At 31.0% G+C, this 26,358-nt stretch carries 28 protein-coding genes and 1 riboswitch; of the genes, 13 read left to right on the top strand and 15 right to left on the bottom strand.

The window, feature by feature from the left end; all coding sequences use genetic code 11:
- Positions 1–10: 10 nt before the first annotated feature.
- Positions 11–151: an IS3 family transposase gene (locus LQ668_RS12495; RefSeq protein ID WP_119475548.1), complete on the top strand. Its 141-nt coding sequence runs from the start codon at positions 11–13 to the stop codon at positions 149–151.
- 460 nt (positions 152–611) lie between these two features.
- Here the strand turns inward: LQ668_RS12495 and LQ668_RS10230 are convergent, their stop codons facing one another.
- Both LQ668_RS10230 and LQ668_RS10235 read right to left on the bottom strand, forming a co-directional pair.
- Complete coding sequence (locus tag LQ668_RS10230) at positions 612–1,121, bottom strand: thioredoxin domain-containing protein (RefSeq protein WP_107509373.1); 510 nt, start codon at positions 1,119–1,121, stop codon at positions 612–614.
- Positions 1,122–1,274: 153 nt separating this feature from the next.
- A complete protein-coding gene (locus LQ668_RS10235; protein WP_016913015.1) occupies positions 1,275–1,475 on the bottom strand; it encodes a cold-shock protein in 201 nt (66 codons plus the stop codon).
- 408 nt (positions 1,476–1,883) lie between these two features.
- Here LQ668_RS10235 and LQ668_RS10240 point away from each other — a divergent pair, with 408 nt between their 5' ends.
- The 5 genes from LQ668_RS10240 to LQ668_RS10260 all read left to right on the top strand — a co-directional run bounded on the left by LQ668_RS10240 (position 1,884) and on the right by LQ668_RS10260 (position 4,608).
- Positions 1,884–2,270, top strand: a complete 387-nt coding sequence (locus LQ668_RS10240; RefSeq protein WP_078358400.1) for a CidA/LrgA family protein — start codon at positions 1,884–1,886, stop codon at positions 2,268–2,270.
- Positions 2,267–2,950, top strand: a complete 684-nt coding sequence (locus LQ668_RS10245; protein WP_078358401.1) for an LrgB family protein — start codon at positions 2,267–2,269, stop codon at positions 2,948–2,950. The genes LQ668_RS10240 and LQ668_RS10245 overlap by 4 nt, the downstream gene beginning before the upstream one ends.
- Before the next feature lie 89 nt (positions 2,951–3,039).
- Entirely contained in the window at positions 3,040–3,594 is a 555-nt protein-coding gene (locus LQ668_RS10250) for a DUF4256 domain-containing protein (protein WP_174221861.1), read from the top strand.
- Positions 3,595–3,756: 162 nt separating this feature from the next.
- Positions 3,757–4,212 carry a LytTR family DNA-binding domain-containing protein gene (locus LQ668_RS10255; protein WP_157946490.1) on the top strand — a complete coding sequence of 152 codons (456 nt, stop codon included), beginning with the start codon at positions 3,757–3,759 and terminating at the stop codon, positions 4,210–4,212.
- Between the two features lie 12 nt (positions 4,213–4,224).
- On the top strand, positions 4,225–4,608 hold the full coding sequence (locus tag LQ668_RS10260) for a DUF3021 domain-containing protein (protein ID WP_107509371.1): 384 nt from the start codon (positions 4,225–4,227) through the stop codon (positions 4,606–4,608).
- Positions 4,609–4,696: 88 nt separating this feature from the next.
- Here the strand turns inward: LQ668_RS10260 and LQ668_RS10265 are convergent, their stop codons facing one another.
- From LQ668_RS10265 to LQ668_RS10280, 4 genes are all read right to left on the bottom strand, one after another.
- A complete protein-coding gene (locus LQ668_RS10265; protein WP_239732868.1) occupies positions 4,697–4,993 on the bottom strand; it encodes a transposase in 297 nt (98 codons plus the stop codon).
- Positions 4,994–5,600: 607 nt separating this feature from the next.
- Positions 5,601–5,957, bottom strand: a complete 357-nt coding sequence (locus LQ668_RS10270) for a hypothetical protein (protein ID WP_107509370.1) — start codon at positions 5,955–5,957, stop codon at positions 5,601–5,603.
- Between the two features lie 279 nt (positions 5,958–6,236).
- Positions 6,237–8,030, bottom strand: coding sequence for an AIPR family protein (locus LQ668_RS10275; protein ID WP_239776016.1), 1,794 nt, complete (start codon positions 8,028–8,030; stop codon positions 6,237–6,239).
- An 81-nt stretch (positions 8,031–8,111) separates the two neighbouring features.
- On the bottom strand, positions 8,112–8,999 hold the full coding sequence (locus LQ668_RS10280) for a hypothetical protein (protein ID WP_107509368.1): 888 nt from the start codon (positions 8,997–8,999) through the stop codon (positions 8,112–8,114).
- Between the two features lie 211 nt (positions 9,000–9,210).
- Here LQ668_RS10280 and LQ668_RS10285 point away from each other — a divergent pair, with 211 nt between their 5' ends.
- Positions 9,211–9,738, top strand: coding sequence for an HdeD family acid-resistance protein (locus tag LQ668_RS10285; protein WP_107509367.1), 528 nt, complete (start codon positions 9,211–9,213; stop codon positions 9,736–9,738).
- Positions 9,739–9,812: 74 nt separating this feature from the next.
- On the opposite strand, the gene LQ668_RS10290 is transcribed toward LQ668_RS10285, so the two are convergent.
- Complete coding sequence (locus tag LQ668_RS10290) at positions 9,813–10,148, bottom strand: YflT domain-containing protein (protein WP_239711057.1); 336 nt, start codon at positions 10,146–10,148, stop codon at positions 9,813–9,815.
- A gap of 16 nt (positions 10,149–10,164) precedes the next feature.
- The gene (locus LQ668_RS10295; protein WP_078358408.1) at positions 10,165–10,560 is read right to left on the bottom strand and encodes a hypothetical protein; all 396 of its coding nucleotides are present in this window, start codon (positions 10,558–10,560) and stop codon (positions 10,165–10,167) included.
- Positions 10,561–10,737: 177 nt separating this feature from the next.
- A riboswitch (TPP riboswitch) is annotated at positions 10,738–10,846 on the top strand.
- Between the two features lie 56 nt (positions 10,847–10,902).
- Here LQ668_RS10295 and LQ668_RS10300 point away from each other — a divergent pair.
- The 5 genes from LQ668_RS10300 to LQ668_RS10320 are packed head-to-tail and all read left to right on the top strand — an operon-like array spanning position 10,903 to position 14,559.
- Complete coding sequence (locus LQ668_RS10300; RefSeq protein WP_107509375.1) at positions 10,903–11,496, top strand: thiamine phosphate synthase; 594 nt, start codon at positions 10,903–10,905, stop codon at positions 11,494–11,496.
- Positions 11,489–12,595, top strand: a complete 1,107-nt coding sequence (locus LQ668_RS10305) for an NAD(P)/FAD-dependent oxidoreductase (RefSeq protein ID WP_107509374.1) — start codon at positions 11,489–11,491, stop codon at positions 12,593–12,595. The genes LQ668_RS10300 and LQ668_RS10305 overlap by 8 nt, the downstream gene beginning before the upstream one ends.
- Positions 12,592–12,792, top strand: coding sequence for a sulfur carrier protein ThiS (thiS, locus tag LQ668_RS10310; RefSeq protein ID WP_107509365.1), 201 nt, complete (start codon positions 12,592–12,594; stop codon positions 12,790–12,792). Before LQ668_RS10305 ends, thiS begins: the two co-directional genes overlap by 4 nt.
- Before the next feature lies 1 nt (position 12,793).
- Positions 12,794–13,561, top strand: a complete 768-nt coding sequence (locus LQ668_RS10315) for a thiazole synthase (protein ID WP_107509364.1) — start codon at positions 12,794–12,796, stop codon at positions 13,559–13,561.
- A complete protein-coding gene (locus LQ668_RS10320; protein WP_107509363.1) occupies positions 13,561–14,559 on the top strand; it encodes a ThiF family adenylyltransferase in 999 nt (332 codons plus the stop codon). Before LQ668_RS10315 ends, LQ668_RS10320 begins: the two co-directional genes overlap by 1 nt.
- Positions 14,560–14,656: 97 nt before the next feature.
- Here the strand turns inward: LQ668_RS10320 and LQ668_RS10325 are convergent, their stop codons facing one another.
- Entirely contained in the window at positions 14,657–15,022 is a 366-nt protein-coding gene (locus LQ668_RS10325; protein ID WP_078358412.1) for a DUF488 domain-containing protein, read from the bottom strand.
- 148 nt (positions 15,023–15,170) lie between these two features.
- Between LQ668_RS10325 and LQ668_RS10330 the strand changes: the two genes are divergently transcribed.
- Positions 15,171–17,126 (top strand): fructose-1,6-bisphosphatase, encoded by a 1,956-nt coding sequence (locus tag LQ668_RS10330; protein WP_107509362.1) that lies wholly within the window; start codon positions 15,171–15,173, stop codon positions 17,124–17,126.
- Positions 17,127–17,313: 187 nt separating this feature from the next.
- On the opposite strand, the gene LQ668_RS10335 is transcribed toward LQ668_RS10330, so the two are convergent.
- The 6 genes from LQ668_RS10335 to LQ668_RS10360 all read right to left on the bottom strand — a co-directional run bounded on the left by LQ668_RS10335 (position 17,314) and on the right by LQ668_RS10360 (position 26,148).
- Positions 17,314–19,314, bottom strand: coding sequence for a CocE/NonD family hydrolase (locus LQ668_RS10335; RefSeq protein WP_107509361.1), 2,001 nt, complete (start codon positions 19,312–19,314; stop codon positions 17,314–17,316).
- Positions 19,315–19,445: 131 nt separating this feature from the next.
- Positions 19,446–21,209, bottom strand: coding sequence for an ABC transporter ATP-binding protein (locus LQ668_RS10340; protein ID WP_078358415.1), 1,764 nt, complete (start codon positions 21,207–21,209; stop codon positions 19,446–19,448).
- The gene (locus LQ668_RS10345; RefSeq protein WP_078358416.1) at positions 21,193–22,983 is read right to left on the bottom strand and encodes an ABC transporter ATP-binding protein; all 1,791 of its coding nucleotides are present in this window, start codon (positions 22,981–22,983) and stop codon (positions 21,193–21,195) included. Before LQ668_RS10345 ends, LQ668_RS10340 begins: the two co-directional genes overlap by 17 nt.
- Positions 22,984–23,339: 356 nt before the next feature.
- Positions 23,340–24,143, bottom strand: coding sequence for a glutamate racemase (locus tag LQ668_RS10350; RefSeq protein ID WP_208143546.1), 804 nt, complete (start codon positions 24,141–24,143; stop codon positions 23,340–23,342).
- A gap of 15 nt (positions 24,144–24,158) precedes the next feature.
- Positions 24,159–24,554: an acyl-CoA thioesterase gene (locus LQ668_RS10355; RefSeq protein ID WP_115337098.1), complete on the bottom strand. Its 396-nt coding sequence runs from the start codon at positions 24,552–24,554 to the stop codon at positions 24,159–24,161.
- Between the two features lie 151 nt (positions 24,555–24,705).
- Positions 24,706–26,148: a 6-phospho-beta-glucosidase gene (locus tag LQ668_RS10360; RefSeq protein ID WP_239776018.1), complete on the bottom strand. Its 1,443-nt coding sequence runs from the start codon at positions 26,146–26,148 to the stop codon at positions 24,706–24,708.
- Positions 26,149–26,358: the final 210 nt, after the last annotated feature.

Below are 26,358 nucleotides of genomic sequence, written 5' to 3' on the forward strand. Positions count from 1 at the left end.
GACAGAATTCATAAATACTACAAGATTCTATACGATAGAACAATTAGAAATTGAATTAAAAATGTATATAAACTGGTATAACAATGAAAGAATACATGCAGGATTAAATTATCAAACGCCAACCTCTTATAAACTTATGAATTCTGTCTAAGTTTTTGTTGACATACCAGATTAAGTTAGGAGTTAATCTAAGAGTTCAGCCAAGTTGTAGATTAAGTCGGGAGTTAATCTAAGAGAATGACCATGTTGTAGATTAAGTCCGGAGTTAATCTAAGAGTTCGGCCTAGTTGTAGATTAAGTCGGGAGTTAATCTAAGAGTTCGACCATGTTGTAGATTAAGTCGGGAGTTAATCTAAGAGTTCGACCATGTTGTAGATTAAGTCGGGAGTTAATCTAAGAGTTCGACCATGTTGTAGATTAACTCAGCAGTTAATCGAAGAAATTGACCAAGTTGTAGATTAAGTCAGCAGTTAATCGAAGAGTTTAGCCAAGTTGTAGATTAATTAGATAGTTAATCTAAGACATCCTCAAAATCAACACCGAACAATGAAAGGCTGGGACAAATAATTTGTCCCAGCCTCTCTTCCAAAATAAATATCTACACTTAATTTTTAACTTTGTAGTGCTTTTTCCAATTTTTCTTTTATTGTTGCTTTATCGTCTTCAGTTGGATTAAATTCAAATTTTTCACCATTTATGAAGACTGAAGGCACTCCAGTAATGCCTCTTTCAAAGGTTTCTTGATGTATAGCAAGTGATCGATCATCTGCATTTTTTTGTGGGGATAAAGCGAGCTCCTGCTCCATTTTTCTTTCTATCGTCTCAAAATTCAATGTCCATTCTTCTTGTGTTCCATATAGGTGACGTATAATCTCAAATGTTTCTTCAGGGTCATTATAATCCAGATAAATATTAGCGACAGTACCTTTTAGCAGTCTTTGCTTAGTCTTATCAAAGTGTTTAATAATATATTGAACACTTCCATCATTAATATAAGGTTTTAACACTTCATCTGCTGCTGCAAAATAATGAGAACAATATGGACATGCAAAATTTATAAATGCTTCTACTGTTATATTTGCTTCTTTATTTCCTACAGTTAAATGTTGAATTGTTGTCATAACGATTACCTCCTATATGTTGTTATATTAATTTAACCATTTCACCGACTATAATGCTAACGATTATATTCAGAATAGTTAAACAATTTATATTATAAAAACAAAAAAACACCTCATAACAATGTTATGAGGTGTTAAGCTAATAATTTAATATTAGTTTTTGTTAACGTTAACCGCTTGAGGTCCACGTTGGCCTTCTTCGATATCAAATGTAACTGAAGCGCCTTCGTCTAATGATTTGTAACCTTCAGTTTGGATTGATGAGAAATGTACGAATACGTCGTTACCATTTTCTCCTTCGATGAAACCATAACCTTTTTCTGCGTTAAACCATTTTACTGTACCTTTATTCATATAAAAGTCCTCCTGTGTGCTTTTGCACGATATATTTGCAATAATCAATCTTCAAACTTAAATGGACTTTCATTAACAATGAATAAAACTACCAATTAATTTAATCTCGAAATATCACTTGATACTTACTATACATTATAAGTTATAAATTGTAAAGCCTTTTGTTAAATTAAACTTTTATAACTTGCTAGTTCTTATAAATAATACTTATCTATAACCTTTAATTCTTCATCTAACATTGCGTATCTTCTATCATTTAAATATTCTTCTCTTAATTTTAAAAAGAAAAAGAGAAACCACATAATATAAATAACGTTTCAAATTAACTGAATCAGTTCTATAATTAAATAATATATACTCAGATGAAGTTAAAGCCATCTTAAATTTTTAATAAAGGGTTTGTTTACTATGATTTCAAAGTTTATTAAAGTCATCTTTCAAATATGCATCATATATTTAATCACAATATTTGGTAGCTGGATTCAGCAAATTCTAGACATTCCGATTGCTGGCAGTATTATAGGTCTTGCTACACTATTCTTGTTACTGCAGTTCAATATTATTAAAGAAGAGTGGATAAAAGATGGTGCAAACTTACTATTAAGCACAATGATCTTTTTCTTTATTCCTTCTATTGTTGGTGCAATGGATTTAGTTGAACAATTTAATTCTCAGTTTATCTTCTTAATTATTTTAGTTATAGCAAGTACTTGTATCGTTGCACTTTGTTCCGGATACGTTGCAGAAAAAATGACAAAATCTAATAGTATAGAAGAAAGTGGTGATAAATCATGATTTTAAAAACATTATTCATGATTCTTTTAACAGTCATCACGTACATATTTGCATTGTATATTCAAAAGAAATTTAAAATCGCAATTCTCCATCCAGCACTCGTTTCTTCTATTGTAATAATATTTGTACTTATTATGTTAAATTATGATTATCAAGACTATATGACTGGCGGTAAATGGATATATAACTTTTTAAACTGCACAGTTGTATGCTTAGCTTATCCTTTATACTTATATAGAAGAATGATTGTGAAACATTTCAAAGTCATTATAACTAGCGTGCTTGTCGGCATAGCTATCAATATCATATTAATATTTACAACATTGAATATTCTAGGTTATTCAAAAGAAATGATAGCATCATTATTACCTAGATCCATTACAGCTGCAGTTGGTGTTCAAGTATCACAACAAATTGGTGGAATAGACAGTTTAGCAGTACTCTTTATTATCGGGACAGGACTTATCGGAAGCATATTAGGCTCATATTTAATCAAGTTAGCTAACTTTCAAACTTCCATAGCAAAAGGACTGACATATGGAAATGCATCACATGCCATAGGAACTGCTAAAATATTAGAAACTGATATTGAGTCAGCTGCATTTAGTTCTATCGGAATGATACTAACAGCGCTTATAAGCTCCATAATCCTACCGTTATTTGTTTTATTAATCTATTAGACATTTGATGATTGCTCCTTGATGATGATTTACATATTACTTTCATTAAAGTTATATTTTGCTAAAATAAAAGAAAAAGGGGTATTCATATGACATCTCAACAACTAACACAAGAAGAACAAACAGAGCTTATTGAAACATTGAAAAAACGTTTTGAAAAATTCCCAGAACGTCATGAAAACATAGAGTGGTCTGACGTAGAAAGTCGATTACAATCTAATCCAGAACAGTTATGGTCACTTAATGAAATGGAACGAACTGAAGGAGAACCTGATGTTATTGGGTCTGAAGATGATCAATATCTTTTTGTAGATTGTTCAAAAGAAAGTCCTAAAGGTCGTAGGAGCGTATGTTATGACAGAGAAGCACTAGAATCTAGAAAGAAACATAAACCGGAAACAAGTGCTATAGATATGGTAAATGAAATGAAAGTTAGTTTACTTACTGAAGAACAATACAGACATCTTCAAACACTTGGAGAATTTGATAAAAAATCATCTAGCTGGGTAGAAACTCCAGACAAAATAAGAAACCTTGGCGGTGCTATATTCTGTGATTTACGCTACGATACAGTGTTCACCTATCACAACGGAGCTGATTCATATTATGGAGCAAGAGGTTTCCGTAGCATGCTAAAAATATAAACAAAAGCTTCCTTTACAAGTCACAATTAGTGAAAGTAAAGGAAGCTTTTTTACAATACATACCCCTCTCAACCACTCACACCCTCAATCAAACCGGTTATGCTATAACTACTGACAAAATAGAATAAAACACATACTATATAACCAAAGGAGGCAATGGCTATGAAAGATCAATTCAATGTACACTTACAAATTGACTCAACTAAAACGCTAACCGACGTCACCATTAGCACATATGAACATGAAATTGGTAACAACCTATTAAACTATATACAACAATATGAATCACCTTCCGACAAAATAGGCATCAAAACATCTCAAGGTGTATCACTCGTTATTAAAGCTAATATTATATTTGCAGAAATATTTGATAAACAACTTAGCATTACAACAACTGAAGAAACCATCACAACTAGAATGTCACTCAATGCGTTACAGCAAACTTTACCAAGTCACAAGTTCGTGCAAATTAGTAAATCCTCCATTGTAAACATAGAACATATAACAAAAGTATCTCCATCATTTTCAGGAAACTTGTTTGGAACACTTATCAATAATAAAAAAGTAACAATATCAAGAAGATACGTTAAAAATTTAAATAAAGCATTAGGAATATAAGGAGGGAAAATTATGAATAAAATATTAAAATCTACCTTACAAGGCATTGGTATAGGAAGTAGTATCATGCTCATATTCATCGCTATATTTAACGTTACAATCGACTTTCTGGATGTCATAAGTGTTTATTTATTTGGTGCCATTTGTGGATTCTTACCAATCGTTTATGAGTTTGATAACCTACCATTACCAATTAAACTGATCATCCATTTAGGAGGAAGCGTAATAGCATTCTTTATCCTCTCAACAATAAACCATTGGGTACCACTACAACCAGAACCCTTAATTGGCGCACTTACAATATTCACACTTATCTTTCTTGTCATATGGTTCATATTCTTAATATTCAACGCTCAACAAAGTAAGAAAATTAATACAAAACTTAAAAATATGTAAAAAAACAGGCTGTGTACAAACTGAACTTAAATTTATAAGTTCAGTTTGTTTTTTGTTTTATTAAATTTAAGCTTAAACTGTGTTTAAACTAAGCTGTTTGTGGCTCTTTTACGAGCCACATCGCCATTTTTTTAAGATTCATGGCAGCACAAATAAGCGTGGTGTCCATGGATACTTTTTTAATTCCTCTATCTCTAGTCCATCTCATACCATGCTGTTCTTTTGCATCGCCAAATCGTCTTTTTAATGTTTGACTTCTTAATTTATATGCTTTTTTAATTGTATCTATAAACCTTAAATCTTCGATTATGTCTAAATCATCTTGCAAAACATGTCTACGGATTTCTCTAATATAGGTTTTGTTTTCCGTACATTTATTTAACATAGAATCAACTCCTAAATAAAACTTCATCTATATTATAAAATAATTTGTTAATATTTGGTATTTTTTTGCGATGACTCCTGCGGGAAAAGCATGATTCGAAGACTACAGGCTGAGAACATGCCCGCGGAAAGCATGCGCATAAAAAAATGCCGGCAAAGTCTAAGACTTTGTCGACACTCTGAAGGCTGAGACAAAAATTGTCTCAGCCTTCTCATCCTTTTTCACTCTAAAATTTCCCCAGAAAGGAAACACACAAAAATCAAAAAGTAACCTTCCTAACATTCAATTAGGATAATACTATATTAAATTAGAACTAAATTCTAATAAACGTTGTTGATCATATGAAATACTAAAAATAATTCAACCTATAATTCTTCTCAGAAATCCCTAGAGTAAACCAAACTCTATGTAACCTATAAACCACCATATCCTTGAAGAAATGTACGCACTCTATTAAATTAACTGTTTATCTATATATGAGAAATTAAAAAAGAGAGTATTACTAAATCGAAGCTATTAGGAAGGAACCATTCAAATACAAAATCTATATAATCTTTTTACTACATTACAAAATCCTATTTTTCTAATACATTTACAAAATTAATAGCTAATCACATTCTTGATGATTATTTAAATACCTTGTATTATGGTAATCCTTGTCTAAATACAGGCAAATTTCGTTAATTCTAAAAACACTAGCATTGAGAGAAGTTGAACTTTGCTTTAATACAAGCAAAGATTTGTTATCTACATGTTTCTTAACGGTAGCTAGAATAAATACCGAATTGAAAAACTCAGTATTATCGCTAAGAGACTCCCCATATCTCTCCTCAATACCACCTAATAAATCATTAACACTTAAATCTTCAGGAACCACATATTCTTCAGTTCTCGATACGCCACCTTTACCATCAGTGATGTATCCCTCTAAGTCACAAAGCTCTAACTTAATTACTTTATACATACATCCTCCTGTTCAAGAGTGAATTATAGGTTACACTTATACTATATATAATCTGATTTTAATGCCAACTATTTTTTATAAACTTTTTATATAATATTTTAAAGATCCGTTAGATTAAGCAATTTTATTAGATCTATATTAAGAACTCCATGACATTTTAATATATCCAAATCACTTTATCTCAATAAAAAACGGTTTTATAAAAAATCCGGATAAACTCTTAAAATGAATTTATCTGGATAGTTTATATAGACACTACTAATTCACATGCTTAATAGATTATAACTTTCTTCTAAATAAATCACCATAAGCATCAATTAATTCATGGTTATTTCTTTTTACTTTTTGATTATTTATTATCTTACTTGCTATTTTATCAATATACTTTTTATCTGTTTTAAAGAAATTACTAGGACTTGTGACGTTCCCCAAAGTAAACTCATTATCATAAATTTCTTTCAATATTTGAACATATTCCACTATTAAATCCTTTAGTTTTTCGTCTATATCATCTTCTTTATAGTTAGATAAAAATTCACCATATACAAAATCATCACCTACTAAGTCACCCTTATTCTTTGAACCAGGATCATTATTAACAATTCTATATATTAATCCTATTATAGCAATTATTGAATACTTACCATTATTAAGTATTATCATATGTTCATTATCAAATATTTCTAACTCATGGTTATTGTCCTTGATTCCTTGTATAATATAACCAATTCGCTTATTTAAATCTATCAAGTCTTTTATAAACTTGACTTTATTATTATCAGAAGCATAATCTAATTTAAATATACTTTTATAATGATTATTATTAGCAAATAAGCTTCTTTTTGAAGATCTAGCAGTACCCGGTTTTTGGTAGACAAATGAATAAAATATCTGTGCAAATTCTTCATTTTTAATCTTGTTTGTTGAGTACTTTCTAGGAGTAGGAATTCCTCTTTTTATTTCTAAGTAAATATCTTGTTCAATTAAAATCTTATGAAGATGAACCATTTCAGGAGCATTTGCTTTTAAATCTTTTGGTTGTATAGATTTTTGAGAATTAGTAGCTTCAGCTATACTGTTAAAAAATGTTCTTTCATTTCCTTTACTATCATTTTTTTTCTTTATGATTTTACATATTACATAAAAATTTTCTTTACATGAATCTAAATTTTTCGCAATCAGATGAGTAGTTTGTCCACCATTAACTATTGAAAAATCATATACTTTAATATTATCCCCATCTAATATGTAGTCATTACATGCAATCGTTATTCCATTATTCATAACCCAAAAATCTTCCGGACTTTTCCTCATACTATGAATAATGGGATCATCAACATTTTTAGACTTAATATATCTTCTAATATTCATATTAAATAGTCCATCACGTTCAAATTTTTCATAAGCAATCTTTAAACTAGTTGCACTGATATTAACAACAATACCTTTATAATCATCAGATTCATATCTTAATGCATTTTTAGATTTATCTATTTCAAATTTATATTCTTTTGCAACTTCTAATGATTGCTTCAATTCCTCAATAACTTTTTCAATTTCTATCTCATTTAATAAATTAAATTCTACAAATTTTGAATTTTGTACATTATTTACTTTTCTCAGTGCTTCTTTCTCACTAACTTGACTCGTAGAAGAAAATACGATTTCAACATTCCCTTCTTCTTCATCAGTAAGTCTATCTAAAGAATTACGTAATAACTTTTTAACCTCTCTACTATAAGAAGTAGTTTTTTCCTTATCAAAATCATATAACGTATTATTAATTTTGCTAACTTCAGCAAAAATGTCATTTACTTTGATGTTTTTAGAGTATTTATTTTGTCCAATTACTACTTTTGTGTTTTCATCATCAAAATAGACGAAGTCAATTCCCCCATCATTTTTTCCATCAGTTATATTTTCATTTATTAAATCATACCAATTCAATTTATAATCTATTGATTTATAACAATAAATTGAGCACATGAGAATATCAAACGCTTTTTCCCTAGTAATATAATGATTTTCTTTTTTAGCTATACTCAAAATTTTATCCAATTCATTTTCAATCATATTTTTTCCCCTTTAATTAAAATTTACTAAATTAATTATATAATAAATAAAATTAAAATACACTGAAATTTTTTTTGAGATTTAAATCAAATTTCTTCTAGATACATTTGCCATAAACGATAATAAAGGTAAGTGAGTAATAGAAGAATATTCAGTATCTTTAATATATAAGGAATTATAATCACTTATATTTGCTATCAAACTATTATCTTCATTCTTTAATAAACTCAAACATCCAATCATTACATTGTTGCCTGAAAAAATATAGTTTTTCAAACCTTTAAGTGAGCTTTCTATGCCTTGTAATAGTGTGGATTTAAAGTATGCTTCCTGAATATAAATGTTCATTTTTTTAGTTTCATATTCTAATGTCATTTCAAAAAGATTATTCCCTTTCTTTGTAATACTTTCTATATACCCATATATGAAACACGGTCTTCCTATATCTTTTTCATCAAGATCGTTAATACTTTTATGTCTTATATTTGGTAGTCTAACTTCACTTTTATCAAAAGTTACAGTAAGGTTATCAAAATTTATTATTCCTTGTTGATAAGTACTTTTTACTTTTGCTTCTTTATCTTTTATAGGCTTAGTTTTAACGATTGGTTTTTTGTCTATCTCTATATCAGTATCGCTATTACTCAGAAACTTTTTAAAACCATTTTTCATTCTACTATTTATAGCTTCTTCACTAAAATAGCCACTAACATCATTAATTTTTATTTCTTTAAATCTTTCTTTTATATTTTCTTTATGATTTGGGCAGAATTCTTTATGTTTCTGATTAATATAAGTTTTAAAATGTTGTTTTCTAAAAGTACTATTCACATAACTTAATTTACAATTACACCCTTGTGTACTACAAATTAAATGATTTTTACGATATAAATAATCTCTATCTTTAAAGAAGTTACTAGCCTCAACATAAATTTCCGATTTACCAATTTTAACAATTGCTTTTTCCAATAAATCACTTCCTTTTTATCTTAGTTTGATTTTAAATTTATTTAAACTAAGTTTATTAAAGAAAAACTAATTTAAATAAATTCAGTTTTGAATTCATAAACTATTTTAACCCAATTTTATAACATCTACATAATAAGTGTAATTTTATCCTTCCCCTTACTCCTTTATCGTTTTATACTATACTCATTACATATTTTTTGGAGGTTCTATTATGGCTCAACAAACGAATAGATTTAAGTGGCCGAGTTTTGTGATGGGTGCTTTGTTTTTAATTATTGGTATTGTTATTTTCAGATTTCCGCTTGAGAACTTTTATACTATTACGTGGTTGATTGGTTTATTCTCTGTTATTAGTGGTGTACTAGAGATTAGTTTTAGACGTGCGGGTAAGAAAATGATGGGAATACCGAATGGTTGGACGATTGTTCTTGGTGTGATTAATATTATTTTCGGTCTTGTTGTTATGTTCAATTCTGCTGAGAGTTCTGTTTTCTTAATTTATATTTTTGCGATTTGGTTTATTATTAATAATATTGTCGCTATTTTTACTGTTACGCCTATCGAGAAATCTAACAAAGGTTTTCATACTATATCTATTATTTTAAATATTGTTGGTATTTTTGCAGGTATTGTTTTATTATTCAACCCGCTTCTTGCTGCGGTATTTATTTCATTCATGATTGCTTTTATGTTTATATTGTTTGGTATATTTTATGTAATTGATGCTTTAGCTTCTTAATTTTGAATGCTATAGATACTAAAAACCCAGCATGACTTTTGTGTCTGCTGGGGTTTAGTATGTTTATAACGACGTTATTTTAATACGCCTTTTATTCTTTGATCTGTTACGATCAGTAATACTTTTCCTTGTTTTATTTCTTTTATATATTTTTCTGCTTCTATTTCAGTTATATTAAGTATTTCTAACTTCCTTAGAAATTCATCTTCTTTATAAGAATATCCACCAATATCTTTTCTATTGTAATTGATATTTTCTAATTCTGTTTGCTCTACGATTTCTGCTGTGTGTGCTTCGTCTGATGAGAGTATATAAATGTCTTTTTGGCTAATGCCTTGGTCTTTTAATGTATTGACGTCTGTTTCTAAATCTTTTTCATTTGTATATACTTTGACTACAGGATTCATCATAATAGCCTCCATTCAATTACTCTGTTTGAGTTTTTAAATTATTATAGCGTTCTTCAGTAATATAGAAGTTACTATTTTCTATTATAAAATCAAAGATTTCTTCTTTAGTTATACCATCTGGCAATTCATATTTAATCTCAATTCTTTCTTCGTCACTTGAATCTACCTTTTTGATTTGTTCTCGTTTAACGGCTATCGCTCTTTTATTATATTTTAATTTAATATCTGCTTTCCGTTCTTCGATTAATTGTAACCTATCGATTTTGAATGCTGAGTTAATAAGTTCTTTTAATCTTTGTTCTCTTTTACGTACTGTTCTTCTTTTGTTAAAGTCTGATATATATTTCATTCTAACTATGAGATATAAAATTACGATTATAAGTAATGCAATGATAAATAAAAGTGTACCCATCTCTCATCCCACCTTTTATGATATAAAATCATGTAGCATTTTTATTCATACGTATAAAGAGAAACTAGTTATTATTTGTTTTAATTCCCTTTATTATTTTTATTAAACTCGTGTTATTTTAATTTTCTATTTGAACATTCAGACTATTATATGTACAATGAAATTAATAATTAAATAACAGACCACTGGAAGTGCCTTATTAGAGGCTGAGACTAAAGTAGCGACTTTAGGATTCCCAGAACCTGATCCAGTTCATACTGGCGTAGGAAAGTGGCGTATCTAAAGAAGCTAATTTTTGCGCTATTTTTCTATATATGGAAAAATAGCGCTTTTTTATTTGGAGTGATTCAATTGTTTATAGCCATTTCACCGTACAAGCATTTAGTTAATGATGACTTAGATCATTATATAGAGATTTCAAATGATATTGACTTATTATTGCTTAGAGTTCCTATGAGTCGCAATTTATTATGTAACGCGATCGATTATTTGTTAACTCATGGTTTTCCTAGAGACAAATTAATGGTTCATACAGATATTTCTGTTCTTGAATTATATGACTTACACTTTATTCATTTTCGAGAAAATGACGAACAAGCTTTTCTATATAAAGCGTCTCATCCACATATTTCAGTTAGTATGTCGACGCATTCTGTTCAAGGTGTTGAACTTGCTAAACATCATCATTTAGATTTTGTATTTTTCGGACATGTCTTTGAATCATCTTCAAAAGAAGGTCTCATTCCTAAATCTGTTGATGAAATCAAGATTGCAACTTCGATTGATATCCCTATTTATGCTATTGGTGGTATCAATCAAGATTCACTTAAAGTACTTCCAGCAGGTTTTCAAGGAATTTGTGCAATTTCCTTTTTCAGAGATTGTAGCATTCAAGAAATAGAACATTTAAGGAAGGTGTGGCATGCATATGTATGACGTTATAATTGTCGGTTCCGGTGTAATCGGCATGTCTATTGCACGTGAGTTAATGGACAAAGCACATTTATCTATTGCAGTAATTGATCGTGATATCCCTGGTTTACATGCATCATATAAAGCAGGTGGCATGTTAGGTGCTCAAAATGAATTTGTTCAAGATACAGCACTTTACCAACTCGCTTTACGTTCAAGAGATTATTTTAAAGCTTTAAGCCATGAATTATATAAAGAAACAAACATTAATATAGATTATCAAGAACACGGATTAATCAAAATGGCCGCTTCAGAAGAAGACGTCGAATGTTTAACAGAGCAATATCATTTTTTAAATGAGCGAGATAGATCTGTAACACCATTAAACAAAAAGGATTTAGACAATCTTTCTAAACATACAATTGAATTTAAGCATCCTGCTATATACATCCCTGATGACGGTCAGATTAATGCTTCAAAATATACAAAAGCATTATTAAAATCAATTACCAATAAAGGGATTGAACGATTATATAGCACTGAAGTTAAAGCAATCAAACGTTTAAAAGATTGTTATAAAGTTCATACTTCAGATACTATTTTGTTCTCAAAAAAGGTTGTCGTAGCAGGAGGTGCATGGAGTAATAAACTATTAGAAGACTATCAAATTGAGCCGAAATTAACTGGGGTTAAAGGTGAAGTATTGTTGTTAAAGAATGAACAGCTTAGTTTGAAACAAACTTTGTTTATAACGAATGGATGCTATATTGTACCTAAACGAGACAATACATTCCTAGTTGGAGCTACAAGTTATTTTGATGACTATTCCGTTGGCACTTCAGCTGAAGGAGAAAAGTGGTTAATTAACCAAGCAACATCATATATACCAATATTAATGGAAAGCAATATCATCCATAAATGGTCTGGTATTCGGCCATACACTCATAATGAATGGCCAATTATGGATGAAATAGATCATGGTCTTTTCTTAGTAACTGGACATTATAGAAATGGTATTTTACTTTCACCTATCATTGGAAAGTTACTTTCTGAATGGATAGTTAACGATCAAGCACCATCATTATTAGATGATTTTAAAGTTAAAAGGAGTGTTCAGTTATGAAATGTATGATCAATGGAGATGAATTTAATTTCGACGAAGTATTAACTTTGTCTGATTTACTCCAATCGCTAGAGTTAGATCAAGAAAGAATTATAGTTGAATGGAATGACACACTTGTAAAGAATGATCAATTTAGCAATATTCTCGTTAGAGAGTCAGATCGATTAGAACTATTAGAATTTGTCGGAGGCGGATAAAATGTTAAAAATAGGACCATATGAAATTAACTCAAGATTATTATTAGGTACAGGAAAGTTCAAAGACGAACAAACACAATCTGAAGCCATACTAGCATCTGGCACGGAAGTTCTAACCTTTGCTGTTAGACGAATGAATTTATATGATAAATCTTTACCCAATCCTTTAGCTAAAGTAGACTTAGAAAAATTCATTACATTCCCTAATACAGCTGGTGCTCATACTGCCGAAGAAGCTGTGCGCATTGCTGAAATTGCGAATCATGCTGGATTATGTAATCTCATTAAAGTGGAAGTAATTGGTGATGATAAAACGTTATTGCCTGACCCAATAGAAACTTACAAAGCTTGTGAAATTTTATTAGAAAAAGGCTATATCGTATGTCCATATATTTCATGTGATGTCGTGCTAGCAAAAAGATTAGAAGCATTAGGTGTTCACGCTATTATGCCACTCGCTTCACCAATAGGTACAGGTAGAGGAATCAATAACCCTCTTAACTTAAGATATATTATAGAACAATCAAGTATTCCTGTTATCGTCGATGCTGGTATTGGGTCTCCGAAAGATGCTTGTTATGCAATGGAATTAGGTGCAGATGCTATTTTATTAAACACTGCTATTTCTGGTGCTAGAGACCCTGTAACTATGGCTAGCGCAATGAAGTTAGGTATTGAAGCAGGACAATTAAGTTATACTGCCGGTAGAATACCTGTTAAATATACTGCACAAGCATCTAGCCCTACTGAAGGTTTAGGTTTCTTATAATGAACCGTTATGAAAGACAAATAAAGTATCAGCACTTTGGAGAACAAAGCCAAAAACAATTACAAAATACAAATATTTTAATCATGGGTGCTGGTGCTCTTGGTAGCCATGTCGCTGAATTATTAGCTCGAATGGGTGCACATAAATTATCAATCATCGACATGGATATTGTAGAACTGTCAAACATACATCGCCAAGCACTTTATGATGAACATGATGCACAAGCAATGTTACCAAAAGTATACGCTGTAAAAGAGAAAATAAAGCAAATTAATCATAATGTTGAACTAAATGCGATTCATCAAGAAATGACATCAAATAACATTGAAGACATCATTAGCAAAATACAACCTGACATCATAATTGATGGAATGGATCAATTTGATATGCGTTTTTTAATCAATGAAGTGAGCCATAAATTACAGATTCCATGGATATACGGAGCAGCAGTTGGAAGCAAAGGAACTGTATATGCTATAGATTTTACTGGGCCTTGTTTGCAGTGCATCCTTAATACAGTTCCACATACTGGTGAAAGCTGTGCAATTAATGGTGTATTACCACCTGTCGTTCAACAAGTAGCAAGTTATGAAGTATCCGAATTATTACGTTTCGTTTCTGGAAATGGATTTTCTAAAAAACTGATTACGATTGATACCTTTGAAATATCTACACGCACTAGGAATATAGATGTTTTAAAAAACAACAATTGTATTGTATGTAAACAAAAAACATACCATTCTTTGAATAATTCTTATCATCCATCAATAGAATCACTTTGTGGAGATACATTCTTATTCAGATTTAAACAACAAGCATTTGAATTCGCACACTATTTCCCTGGTCATATTATTAAAGAAAATGATTATGTAAAATTTATAAAGTATGCAGACATAAACATGACTTTATTTAAAGACGGTCGCATGAACGTTCATGGAATAAGCACAAAAGAAGATGCAAAGACAATGTATCAACAGTTGAATAGAAGCATAAAATAGCAATAAAAGGACATAATTAAGAGGCTGGACAAATTAATTGTCACAGCCTCTTATCATTATATTGGCATTAGATTGCCAGTTTTAAAATACGTTTATATCAATCTTTTTTCTGATGGTCAATTATTTCTTTTAGAACTACTGCTTGATTATTTTTTTCATCTTTCGCACTGTATAATAAGACAACCTTTTTATCGCTTTTTTTGTATATTTCTTTTAGTTCTTCTAAAGCTTCTTGTTGCTCGCCAGATTTTAGTTCTTTTTTATATTTTTCTTTAAAGGAAGAAAATTTATCTGGATCGTGATTAAACCATTTTCTTAAAGTGTCAGAAGGCGCAATTTCTTTCAGCCAATGATCAAGGTTAGCTTTATCTTTAGATATACCTCTTGGCCATACTCTATCGACTAACACTCTAATTGCTTTTTCTTCTTCACTTTCATAAATTCTTTCTATTTTACAGCTCATCAGTCATCCGCTCCTTTTTACTTTTATGACCTCTTTAACCTTGTTTTAAACCATTAAAGAAAACGCTTAATGTGATATACTATATCTCAAATGGTATGTTTAATTTAAAATAATAAAATTTAAATATGATGAACGGAGTGATTTTTTTATGACTCAATATGACAACCAGAATTTAAAAGAAAAGTACTTAAATTTATTAGCAGAAAAGTTTGACGAAGAAGAAAAAGTAGCGACTGAAATTATTAACTTACAATCTATATTAGACTTGCCTAAAGGAACTGAACATTTCGTCAGTGATTTGCACGGTGAATATCATGCTTTTCAACACGTTTTAAGAAATGGTTCGGGTAATGTTAGAGCTAAAATTCATGATATTTTTAAAGATACACATTCTGAAGAACAAATTAGTGAACTTGCTGCTTTAGTTTATTACCCAGAAGAAAAACTAAAGCTTATAAAAAATCAATTTGAAACAAAAGCTGATTTATATGACTGGTACGTTGAAACAATCCAACAAATGATTCACCTTATTTCATATGCTTCAAGTAAGTATACGCGTTCTAAATTACGTAAAGCTTTACCAAAACAATTTGTATACATAATCGAAGAACTTTTATATAAAAGTAATGTCTATAATAACAAGACTACTTATTATGAAACAATCGTTCAAAAAATCAACTCTCTTGGACAGTCAGATAAACTCATTACCGGTTTAGCATATACCATACAACAACTTGTTGTAGACCACTTACATGTAGTTGGTGATATTTATGACCGTGGCCCAGAACCTGATAAAATTATGGAAACACTGATTAACTATCATTCAGTTGATATTCAATGGGGTAACCATGATGTACTTTGGATTGGTGCTTATGCAGGCTCTAAAGTATGTTTAGCAAATATATTAAGAATATGCGCACGTTACGATAATCTAGATATAATTGAAGATGCCTATGGTATAAACTTGCGTCCATTAGTCAATTTAGCAGAAAAATATTATGGAGATAATCCTGCTTTTTATCCAAAACAACATGCAGAAAAAAAACTATCTGAAGCTGAAAAATTACAAATCACTAAAATTCATCAAGCAATCGCTATTATTCAATTTAAATTAGAAAGTCCAATTATTAAACGCAGACCTTCTTTTGATATGGAAGAAAGATTAGTCCTAGAAAAAGTAGATTACGACAAACAAGAGATTACAGTATATGGTCATACTTACCCACTTGAAAATACATGCTTTGAAACAATTAATCGTGCAAACCCAGCAGAATTAATTGAAGAAGAAGAAGAAGTCATTAATAAATTACTACTCTCCGTTCAAGAATCAGAGAAACTCAAACGTCATATGAATTTCTTAATGAAAAAAGGAGATTTATATTTAAAATATAACGGTAATTTATTGATCCATGGTTGTATACCGGTAGATGAACACGGCAACATGGAAGAAATGGAAATTGACGGCAAGATGTATAATGGACGAGAATTACTTGATCAATTCGAATATCATATTAGAGAGTCATTTAGCCATAAAAACGAAACAGATGATTTATCTACAGATTTAATCTGGTATTTATGGACAGGTAAATATTCTTCACTATTCGGGAAACGTGCCATGACTACATTCGAAAGATATTTCATAAAAGATAAAGCTTCACATAAAGAAGAAAAAAATCCATATTACTATTTAAGAGAAGACAGTGAAATGTGCCGTAAAATGTTGGAAGAATTCAACTTGGACCCAGAACAAGGTCGTATTATAAACGGACATACACCTGTAAAAGAAATAGATGGAGAAAATCCAATTAAAGCAAACGGTAAAATGATTGTCATTGATGGTGGATTTTCAAAAGCATACCAATCAACAACAGGTATCGCTGGCTATACATTACTTTATAACTCATTCGGAATGCAACTTGTAGCTCACAAACACTTTGGTACAAAAGAAAATGTACTACTAAACGGTGCTGACGAACTATCCGTACGACGTGTCGTAGATGAAGAACTCGAAAGAAAAAAAGTTCGCGATACTAATATCGGAGCTAAGTTACAAGAAGAAATCAATATGTTACAAGAACTTATGTCATATCGATATATAGATTAAAAAGAAACCCGTGAGAGCCACGATAACTACTGGCTCTCACGGGTTTTGCTATATTAAGGATGATATGGATTGTGGATTTGAGTTTGGATTTGGATCTAAATCGCACGATATCTCTGGAGTCTTCGTGCGATTCATCCGGATTCAACCCTTTTTACCTAGCATATATTCCTGATACTTCATAAATCTTCTAACTATAGTTTCTTTTTATTTTCTTATGCCAAGTCTTTGTGAAGCATTGTACGCCATCATTATATGCTACTAGCTTGTTGTATAAATAATAATAGTCTACATCACAAGTCATTGTACTATATGTTTCTACTTCGGTATCAATATCATCATCTTTAACGATTACTTTCCAATCGCATTGTACTTTTGCTGTGAGGGGATCGCCTTCTGTAATTGTATATAAATTCAGATTCTCGGTGCCATATGTGATATTACTTTCTTTCAATGTTCTTAAACCTTCATCTGAATAATCTCTTAATACCCATTCATTTGTTGTTAATCGCTTCGTTATATCTCTCGTTCTTGAACCTTCTCTATGGATAATTTTTTCTAATGGTTGTGCTGTTTCTGATAATTGATAGTTTAATTGAACTTCTTCAAAATTGTCCACTAATGGCAATTCCAAATGCGAATATTCTAAGTCTACTGCGATGTTTGCTACTTCTCTACTTGGCCAAATTTGTGGCCAATATGCAGGTGCGATAGATATTTCTATTGTATGTCCTGCTGGTATTTGATAACCAATAACATCTAACGGCACTTCAACATTTATAAACTCATTCACCGGTAAGTCTTCAGGTGTTTCATGACTCTTATAATGGTTTAAATTAAGTTGACCCATTGTAACGAGCGTCTTGTGACCGTCTGGATGTACGTCTGTAATACGAACATGGATATTCCCAAATTTACTATCAGATTTCAGATGTAACTTTGCTACTGGTTGTCCTATTATATTCAAAGTTTCACCAAATGTATCCAACATAAATGAACTAGCTAAAGCATTATCAATAGTTTGATCATCCGGTAAATCTCCTTCTTGCCCAAAAGGACAAAATACGCCTGAATATAATCCATGTTGCTGATTATTTTTTAATGAAATTACTCTAGTCATACTACTTAATAGATCTTTCTTAGTCGTTTCTTCTTTCAACAAATCAAACCATTTACCTTCTCTATAATCATATGATGTTTTAGGTTCTATGCTGTCTTGCAAATATAATAAAAATTCATCTTGATGATCTTTAGTTGAATCTTGTTGCATCCATTTATCTAACCATGCAACGACTTCTTGTAAATAACCAAATTGAGGACCAGGAATTGCAACATCTGGAAATTCGTGTGCCCACGGTCCAATAATACCTTTTTTCGGTACATTTAAATTTTCCATTAAGCGAAATACAGCATTTGTATAACCATCTGCCCAACCACTCATCGTTAATACTGGAATCTTAATATCAGAATAATCTTCGTTAATTGAACCATGTTTCCAATAATCATCTCTTGTTTGATGACTTACCCATTCTTCAACAAACGGCGGTGTCTGTTCCAGACGTTCTAACCAATTTTCATACCATTTATCCCCAAAATATTTAGGAAAAGCAGGTCTCGCATTATAAGCAAACATTGTTGAAGCCCACCAGAGCATATCTGATGCCATCAAAGTACCACCTTTATAGTGCACATCATCAGCATAACGATCATCAGTCGAGCATAAAGATATAATCGTCTTTAATGCTTCTGGTTGTCTAGCAGCTACTTGCAAACCATTAAATCCACCCCACGATTTACCAATCATTGCTACAGAACCATTTGACCATTGTTGTGATGTAACCCAATTTATAATATCTATGGCATCATCTTGTTCTTGCAATGGATATTCATCTTCAATAATACCTTCAGAGTCACCCGTACCTCTTATATCTACTCGAATTGCTGTATAACCAAAGCCAGCAAAATATTTATGTCTAATTTCATCTCTTAAAGCTGTGAATTCATCTTTTCTATACGGTAAATATTCCAAAACAGCTCCCTTAGTCTTGTCATTCGTCTTAGGTTTCCATATTTTAGCTGATAACTTAGTCCCATCAGACATTGTTATCCAAGTATGATGAATCACTTCGATTTCATATGGAAATTGTGTTAGCTCTGTTATTTTATTATAATCTACATCAAAAACACCCATGTAAAATCCCCCTCTAACAATCTATTACTATTCATTATACAGATTTACATTAAAAAAGCCTGAACAGACACTTTCATCTGCACAGGCTTAAATTTATAAAGGACATTTTTCTAAAATCTGCCCATTACACTTTATCCGTTCTGTAATAAATACATTTTATGATAGATTCCATTTTCTTTAATTAATTCATCGTGTGTACCACGTTCTACTATTTCACCTTTATTAAGAACGAGTATTTGATCGGCATCTTGTATTGTAGAGAGCCTATGTGCAATTGCCAATGTCGTTCTACCTTTACGCATTTTTTCTAGTGATAATTGAATTTGAGCTTCTGTTTCAGAATCTATATTAGCTGTCGCTTCATCAAGAATTAATATTTTAGGGTCACTTGCAATTGTTCTCGCAAATGCTAACAATTGTCTTTCTCCACTTGAAAATGCGCTTCCCTTTTCAATTACTTGATGGTCATATTTCCCAGGTAATTTATTAATGAATTGATCTGCATTTACAAACTCAGCCGCTTCTCTTACTTTCTCAAAAGTCATTGTAGGGTGATACAGTTTTATATTTGAAGTGATTGTTCCATAAAATATAAATGCATCTTGTAGTACTAGCCCGATATTATGTTTCAAGTCATTTTTAGGTATCTCTTTAATCGATTGATTATCAATTAAAATCTCGCCTTGATTATATTCATAGAATCTCATAAATAAATTTATGATTGAACTTTTTCCTGAGCCAGTATGACCAACGAGTGCAACTGTTTCTCCTGGATTTGCAGTAAATGATATATTTTTTAATACATCATTTTTACCATCATAACTAAATGTAATATTTTTAAATTCAACTTTCCCTTCACTTATATGATAGTTTTTATTTTCTAATTGTTTCGGTTCGACCATATCATTGTCGATAAGTTTAAATACTCGGCTCGCTGATACAAGTGCTTGTTGGAATACGTTTAAATTTTGACTGACTTGATTAATTGGTTCAAAGAAACTTTCCATGTATTGTACAAAAGCAAATACAACACCAGCTGTTACCGCACCTGAAAAACTCAATATACCGAAATAACTTAGTATCATAATTACGGCAAAGACTGAAATCATACTAATTGCTGGTCTTAACAAAAGCCCATCAATTTTAACTGTCTTCATATTAAAATCATAGTGTTCATCATTAATATCATTAAATTCACTTTGCAATCTCTTCTCTTGATTAAACACTTGAATAATGCGCATACCCTCAATAGATTCTGCAAGCTTTGCATTTAAATCAGATAAAAGTTGTCTTGCTTGTGAAAAATATATAGCTGAATATTTTCTGTAAAGCGCTAATATCAATATAATAATCGGCACAAATACAAGTGCCATTAATGCAAGTTTAAAATCTAAAATAAACATCATGACATAACTTGAAATGACCATAAAGATTGCCATTAAAAATGATGCAAATACACCGATGAACATTTCGACGATGGCTTCAGTATCGTTAGTTAATCTAGATACGATGCTGCCTCCAGGTTCTTTGTCATAATAACGCATACCTAGTTGACCGATTTTATCAAATGCATCTATTCTCAATTGTTGTATCACTTTAAATGCTAAATATTGAAAAAGATAAACATTCCAATAAGTTGCAACAGCACCAACTATTTGTGTAATAAAGAATACTGTTATTAATAAAGCTATATCATTTTCAGGAAATACTTGAGGTGTTAAATAGTCATCGATAAATATTTTCACTAAATAAGGTGTAGCAATGCTTGCTACTGTTGAAATCGTCAACATTAAAAAAGCTAGCGCTATAATACCTTTAAAGGGGAATGTATATTTAATCAATCTTTTAAGTACTACAAATTGATCTTTAGCAGTTAAATTATGATTTTGTGCCATTGCTGTCATCCCCTTTCGCTAACTCATCTAAACTACTCGCGATTTCTTCATGTAAAGCTTGAGCTTGGTATGTTTCATAATACCAGCCTTTAATACTCATCAACTCTTGATGTGTCCCTCTTTCAATGATTGTGCCTTCATCCATAACAACAATCATATCCGCATGACTAACAGCACTCATTCGATGAGCTGTAATAATATTTGTCTTGCCTTGTCTTACACGCTGCATATTTTCTAAAATATGTTCTTCAGTCTCGGCATCTACTGCTGATAATGAATCGTCTAAAATCAATACCGGAGGATTCATAATTAATGCACGTGCAATAGAAATCCTTTGTTTTTGACCGCCTGATAAAGATACCCCTCTTTCTCCAACAACCGTATCGTAGCCTTCAGGAAAACTTAAAATATCTTCATGAATATAGCTTGTTTTGCTCGCATTATAGATGATTTTATTTTCTAATGAAGGGTCACTAAATGCAATGTTATTACGAATTGATGTAGAGAATAAGAAATGATCTTGTGGCACATATCCAAATTGAGCTCTTAAGCTGCTAATATCAAAATGTCGTAATGGTTGGTCGCCATATTTAATTTCATTCGCTCGTTCTGTATCAAATTCACGTAATAATAATCTGATAAGCGCGCTTTTTCCTGAGCCCGTTCTGCCGACAATACCAATAGTAGAACCTTTAGATATTGTAAATTGAACGTTGCTCAAAGCTATACTTTCATCATTTGGAAAGCTGAAGTTTTTAAGATTAAACTGAATGTCACCTTCAGGGATATTATGAGTTTCAACTTCAGTATTAACTTCATTTTTCACATTAATTATTTCATTAATACGCTCATATGAGGCATGACCTCTTTGAACAATATTAAAAAATAAACCCAATGCTAAAAGTGGCCAAACCATCATTCCCAAATACGTTGTAAATGTAACGAGTTGCCCAATCGTTATATCATCATTAATGACCATTCTTGCACCAAAGAAAATAGCTAAAAAGTAACTGACACCAATAACAGCCATAATAGTTGGATCGAATAATGCATCAATTTTAGAGACTTTTAAATTTTTATTTACAACATCATCACTTAAGCTTTTAAAATCAGCTTGATCATTCTTTTCATATCCAAATGTCTTTGTAACTTTTATACCAGCAATACTTTCTTGTGTCTTATCATTCAATTGACTAAATGCAGCTTGTGCTTTTTTAAATCCGCGGTTCAATAACTTACCATAATAGCTCGTTAATATAATCATAATTGGTAAAGGTATCATTACAATCAAAGTTAAACGCCAATCAACTGTAATTGCCATCGTAATCAATACAGCACCGCCAGACATCAATGAATCCGCAATTGTTAACACACCGCCACCAGCAGTATTCTGAACTGCCCTTATATCATTTGTAGCATGAGCCATCAAATCTCCAGTACGACGCTCTTGGAAAAATGAAGGACTCATCGAAGTATATTTATGGTAAAGTCGAGACCTTAATATCTTGCCCAACCTCATACTCGCTCCAAATATCATAATGCGCCAAAAATAGCGAAATGCATATGTAAGAACTGCCGCAAAAAACAGAATAATGACATAAATCAAAAGTGTCTTTCCCGTTAAAGAATTAAAAGTGATACCATCAATAACACGCCCAATAATTTGTGGGGGCAATAAATCAATTAAAGCTACTATTAATAATATTAATATACCGATAATATAGTTTTTTCGTTCTTTTTTAATAAACCACCCTAATTTTGCAAATACCTTCAAAGTTAATCACCCTCCCCTTTATATCTGTACTTTAAAATTTTAGCACAAAAGGATAAGTAAATACTTAAAAAGATTGAATTTTGTTACTTTTCTAATAAATTCATACTAATGGCGTATATAGAGTAAGAAGAATGAAGAATATTTGGGTGTTGGAAGGTAGGCTATTTATCATGTTTGGCCTGTCTTGATAAATTCAAGGGCTCTATTTATCATGTTTGCCTTGTCTTGCAATATTCAGCCGCTCTATTTATCATGTTTGCCTCGTCTTGATAAGTTCAACCGCTCTATTTATCAAGTCATCTGTCATTTCTATCAAAAAAACCCCCAGTCTTCACTCAAGACTGGGGGTTCCTTTATTATATTTCTATTTCTTCTATTTCCAATTGAATATTCAACATTCCAAGCATTGTTTCAAAGTCTTCCATTGTATAATCTTCATTCGTTGTTACTAAGGATTTTATCTGACCATTTCCTTTTGAAGTGTTCTGTTGAACTTTTTCTACAATAGTATGAGCTGGATTTATAAACATAATATGAGGATATAATTCTTTAAAGTAACTATATAACCATGGTAAATGTGTTGATGATAACGTAAATACATCAATTTCTTCATGATTTTCTAAAATATTATCGATAAATTGTTTAACTGTCATTAAAATACGATACTTATCTGAAATGAACTTACCCGACTCGACAAGTTCAATTAATGGAGAAGCATTAAATTTATAGACGTTACTTTCAGATGATTCACCTTGAATATATTCATCTATTTCTTCGCTTTCAACTAATGATTGTGCCCCTAGTATACCTATTTGTTTAGAACTAGATTTCTCAATTGCTTCTTTTACTGGTGGATACACACCAATTACTTTAGTTTCAAATTCATGTTTAATTTCATCTAACACTGTAATTGTCGGGGCATTTGAAGCAATAATAATTGCACTTGGTTTCCACTTTTCTAAATAATGAATAGTAGTCTTTATAACCTCTTTTAATTCACTTTTAGATTTGCTTCCATATGGGAATTGATTTCGATCAGCTAAATAAATTAAATCTTGAGCAGGAAATTCTTTTCTTAATAATTCAACGATTGAATAACTTCCAAGGCCAGCATCAAAAACAGCGATAGGTTTAATTAAATCATTTTGTAGTTTAGACATATTTTATCCCCTTACTTAAATTTCTAAAAATACTTTTGGTGTATGTGCTATTTTTTTATCAACTACATCATAAAATCCACCTTTTTGATAACCGATACAATGAACGTTATCTTCTGTAACAATATCAAATTCAAGTTCCCATTTTAACTTGCTTACTTTGACTAACCAACATCTTCCTATTGGCTTATCATGTATAGTTAGTGGTACTTTATAGTCCGCTTCTGTTCTCATCAATATAGGTGATATATTATTTTTCATCATTTCTGAGTGAGTCATATACTGATTTATAAATGCAGTTCTTAAATCTTCAAACCACTTCACATAAACTATATTACTTACAATACCCATGGCATCTATGTCGTATATATTGATTTCAATTTCTTTTTCCGCGACTAGTTTTCTCTCTTGCATTAAAAAGACTCCTTCAAACATTCATTTCATTATTTTACGATAATTTTATTTCTATACACTTACTATTATTACTTAAAATACGTCGCTAAATCAACCTTTGATATAATGACAAGAGGCTGAGACAAATTAATTTGCCCCAGCCCCAATGTTCTTATTTCAGTTCTTCACCGTTTGTATTGATTACATTTTTATACCAATAGAATGATTGTTTCTTAGTACGTTTCAGTGTTCCTTTGCCTTCATTGTCATGATCTACATGAATAAGACCGTATCTTTTTTTCATTTCACCAGTAGTGAATGATACGATATCAATTATGCCCCATGGTGTGTAACCCATTAGCTCGACTCCATCTTCGTCTACCGCTTCGATTGATGCATTAATATGTTCTCTTAAATAATCAATGCGTTCTTGATCATCAATTGTTCCATCTTCTTTAAACTCATCAGTCGTTCCGAAACCATTTTCTACTATAAATAATGGCAATTGGTAACGATTATACAGCACGTTTAATGTATATCTGAGTCCAACTGGATCAATTGCCCATCCCCACTGGCTGACTTTAATATATGGATTTTCAACTGAATTTGGTAATCCTCCATTAACAACATTATCTTCAACACTTTGTTGTGCATCATGTTTAACGACAGTAGACATATAATAACTAAATCCAATATAATCTACAGTACCGTTTTTCAAGATTTCGTCATCGCCTTCTTGCCACTTAATGTCGTAACCTTTTTTCTCAAACATCTTCAATGCATAACCAGGGTAATAACCTCTTACTTGAACATCAGGGAAGAAGTATCTTAAACGACTTGCAATTTCTGCTTCTAAAATATCTTTTGGATTACATGAATAAGGATAAATCGGTACATGTGAAATCATATTCCCAATGACAAAGTTAGGATTGATCTCTTTACCTTTTGTAACAGCAAGTGCACTAGCAATTAATTCATTATGTGCAACTTGATATAATACCTCTTCTGCATCTTCATCTTCTGACAAAGTTACTCCAGAGTTTGTCCATAAGAATATTGGATTACTCGTATCCATTTGATTATTAATTTCATTAAAAGTCATCCAATACTTAACTTTATCTTTGTAACGATTAAATACCGTTTCTGCAAAATGCACAAAGAAATCTACAACTTTACGATTTCTAAAACCACCATATTCACGAGCTAAATGTAATGGCATTTCAAAGTGTGACAATGTTAGTACAGGTTCAATATTATATTTTAACAATTCATCAATCACATCATCATAAAATTTCAAACCTTCTTCATTAGGCTCTGTTTCATCACCATTAGGAAAAATACGTGTCCAAGCGATTGAAGTACGTAAACATTTTAATCCCATTTCATTGAATAAACCAATATCTTCTTTAAATCTATTATAAAAATCTATACCCTCATGATTTGGATAAAATTTATCCGCCTCAATCGTTTCTGTAATTTCTCTCGCTTTACCATGCTCACCTGCAGTCATAACATCATGAACACTTAGACCTTTACCACCTTGATCATATCCACCTTCAAATTGATTGGCAGCTAATGCGCCACCCCATAGAAAATCTTTATTTAATTTAGCCATTTTAAAAACTCCTTTATATTTTTTCCCCGCCAATTACCTGAAGAATCTCTTTAGCTATTCTTTCGTTTTTGTTCGCCATAATTCCACCCCAATTATCTCGTTTTCTATTTGCACACTCTTACATTATAATTATACCGGTACAATTTGTAAAGATAGATACAAAATTAAATAGCACTATTAATTTAACAAATGCTATAATGTAAGTATTAT

It is taken from the genome of Mammaliicoccus sp. K-M42, from assembly GCF_022386375.1.
GTDB lineage: Bacteria > Bacillota > Bacilli > Staphylococcales > Staphylococcaceae > Mammaliicoccus > Mammaliicoccus fleurettii.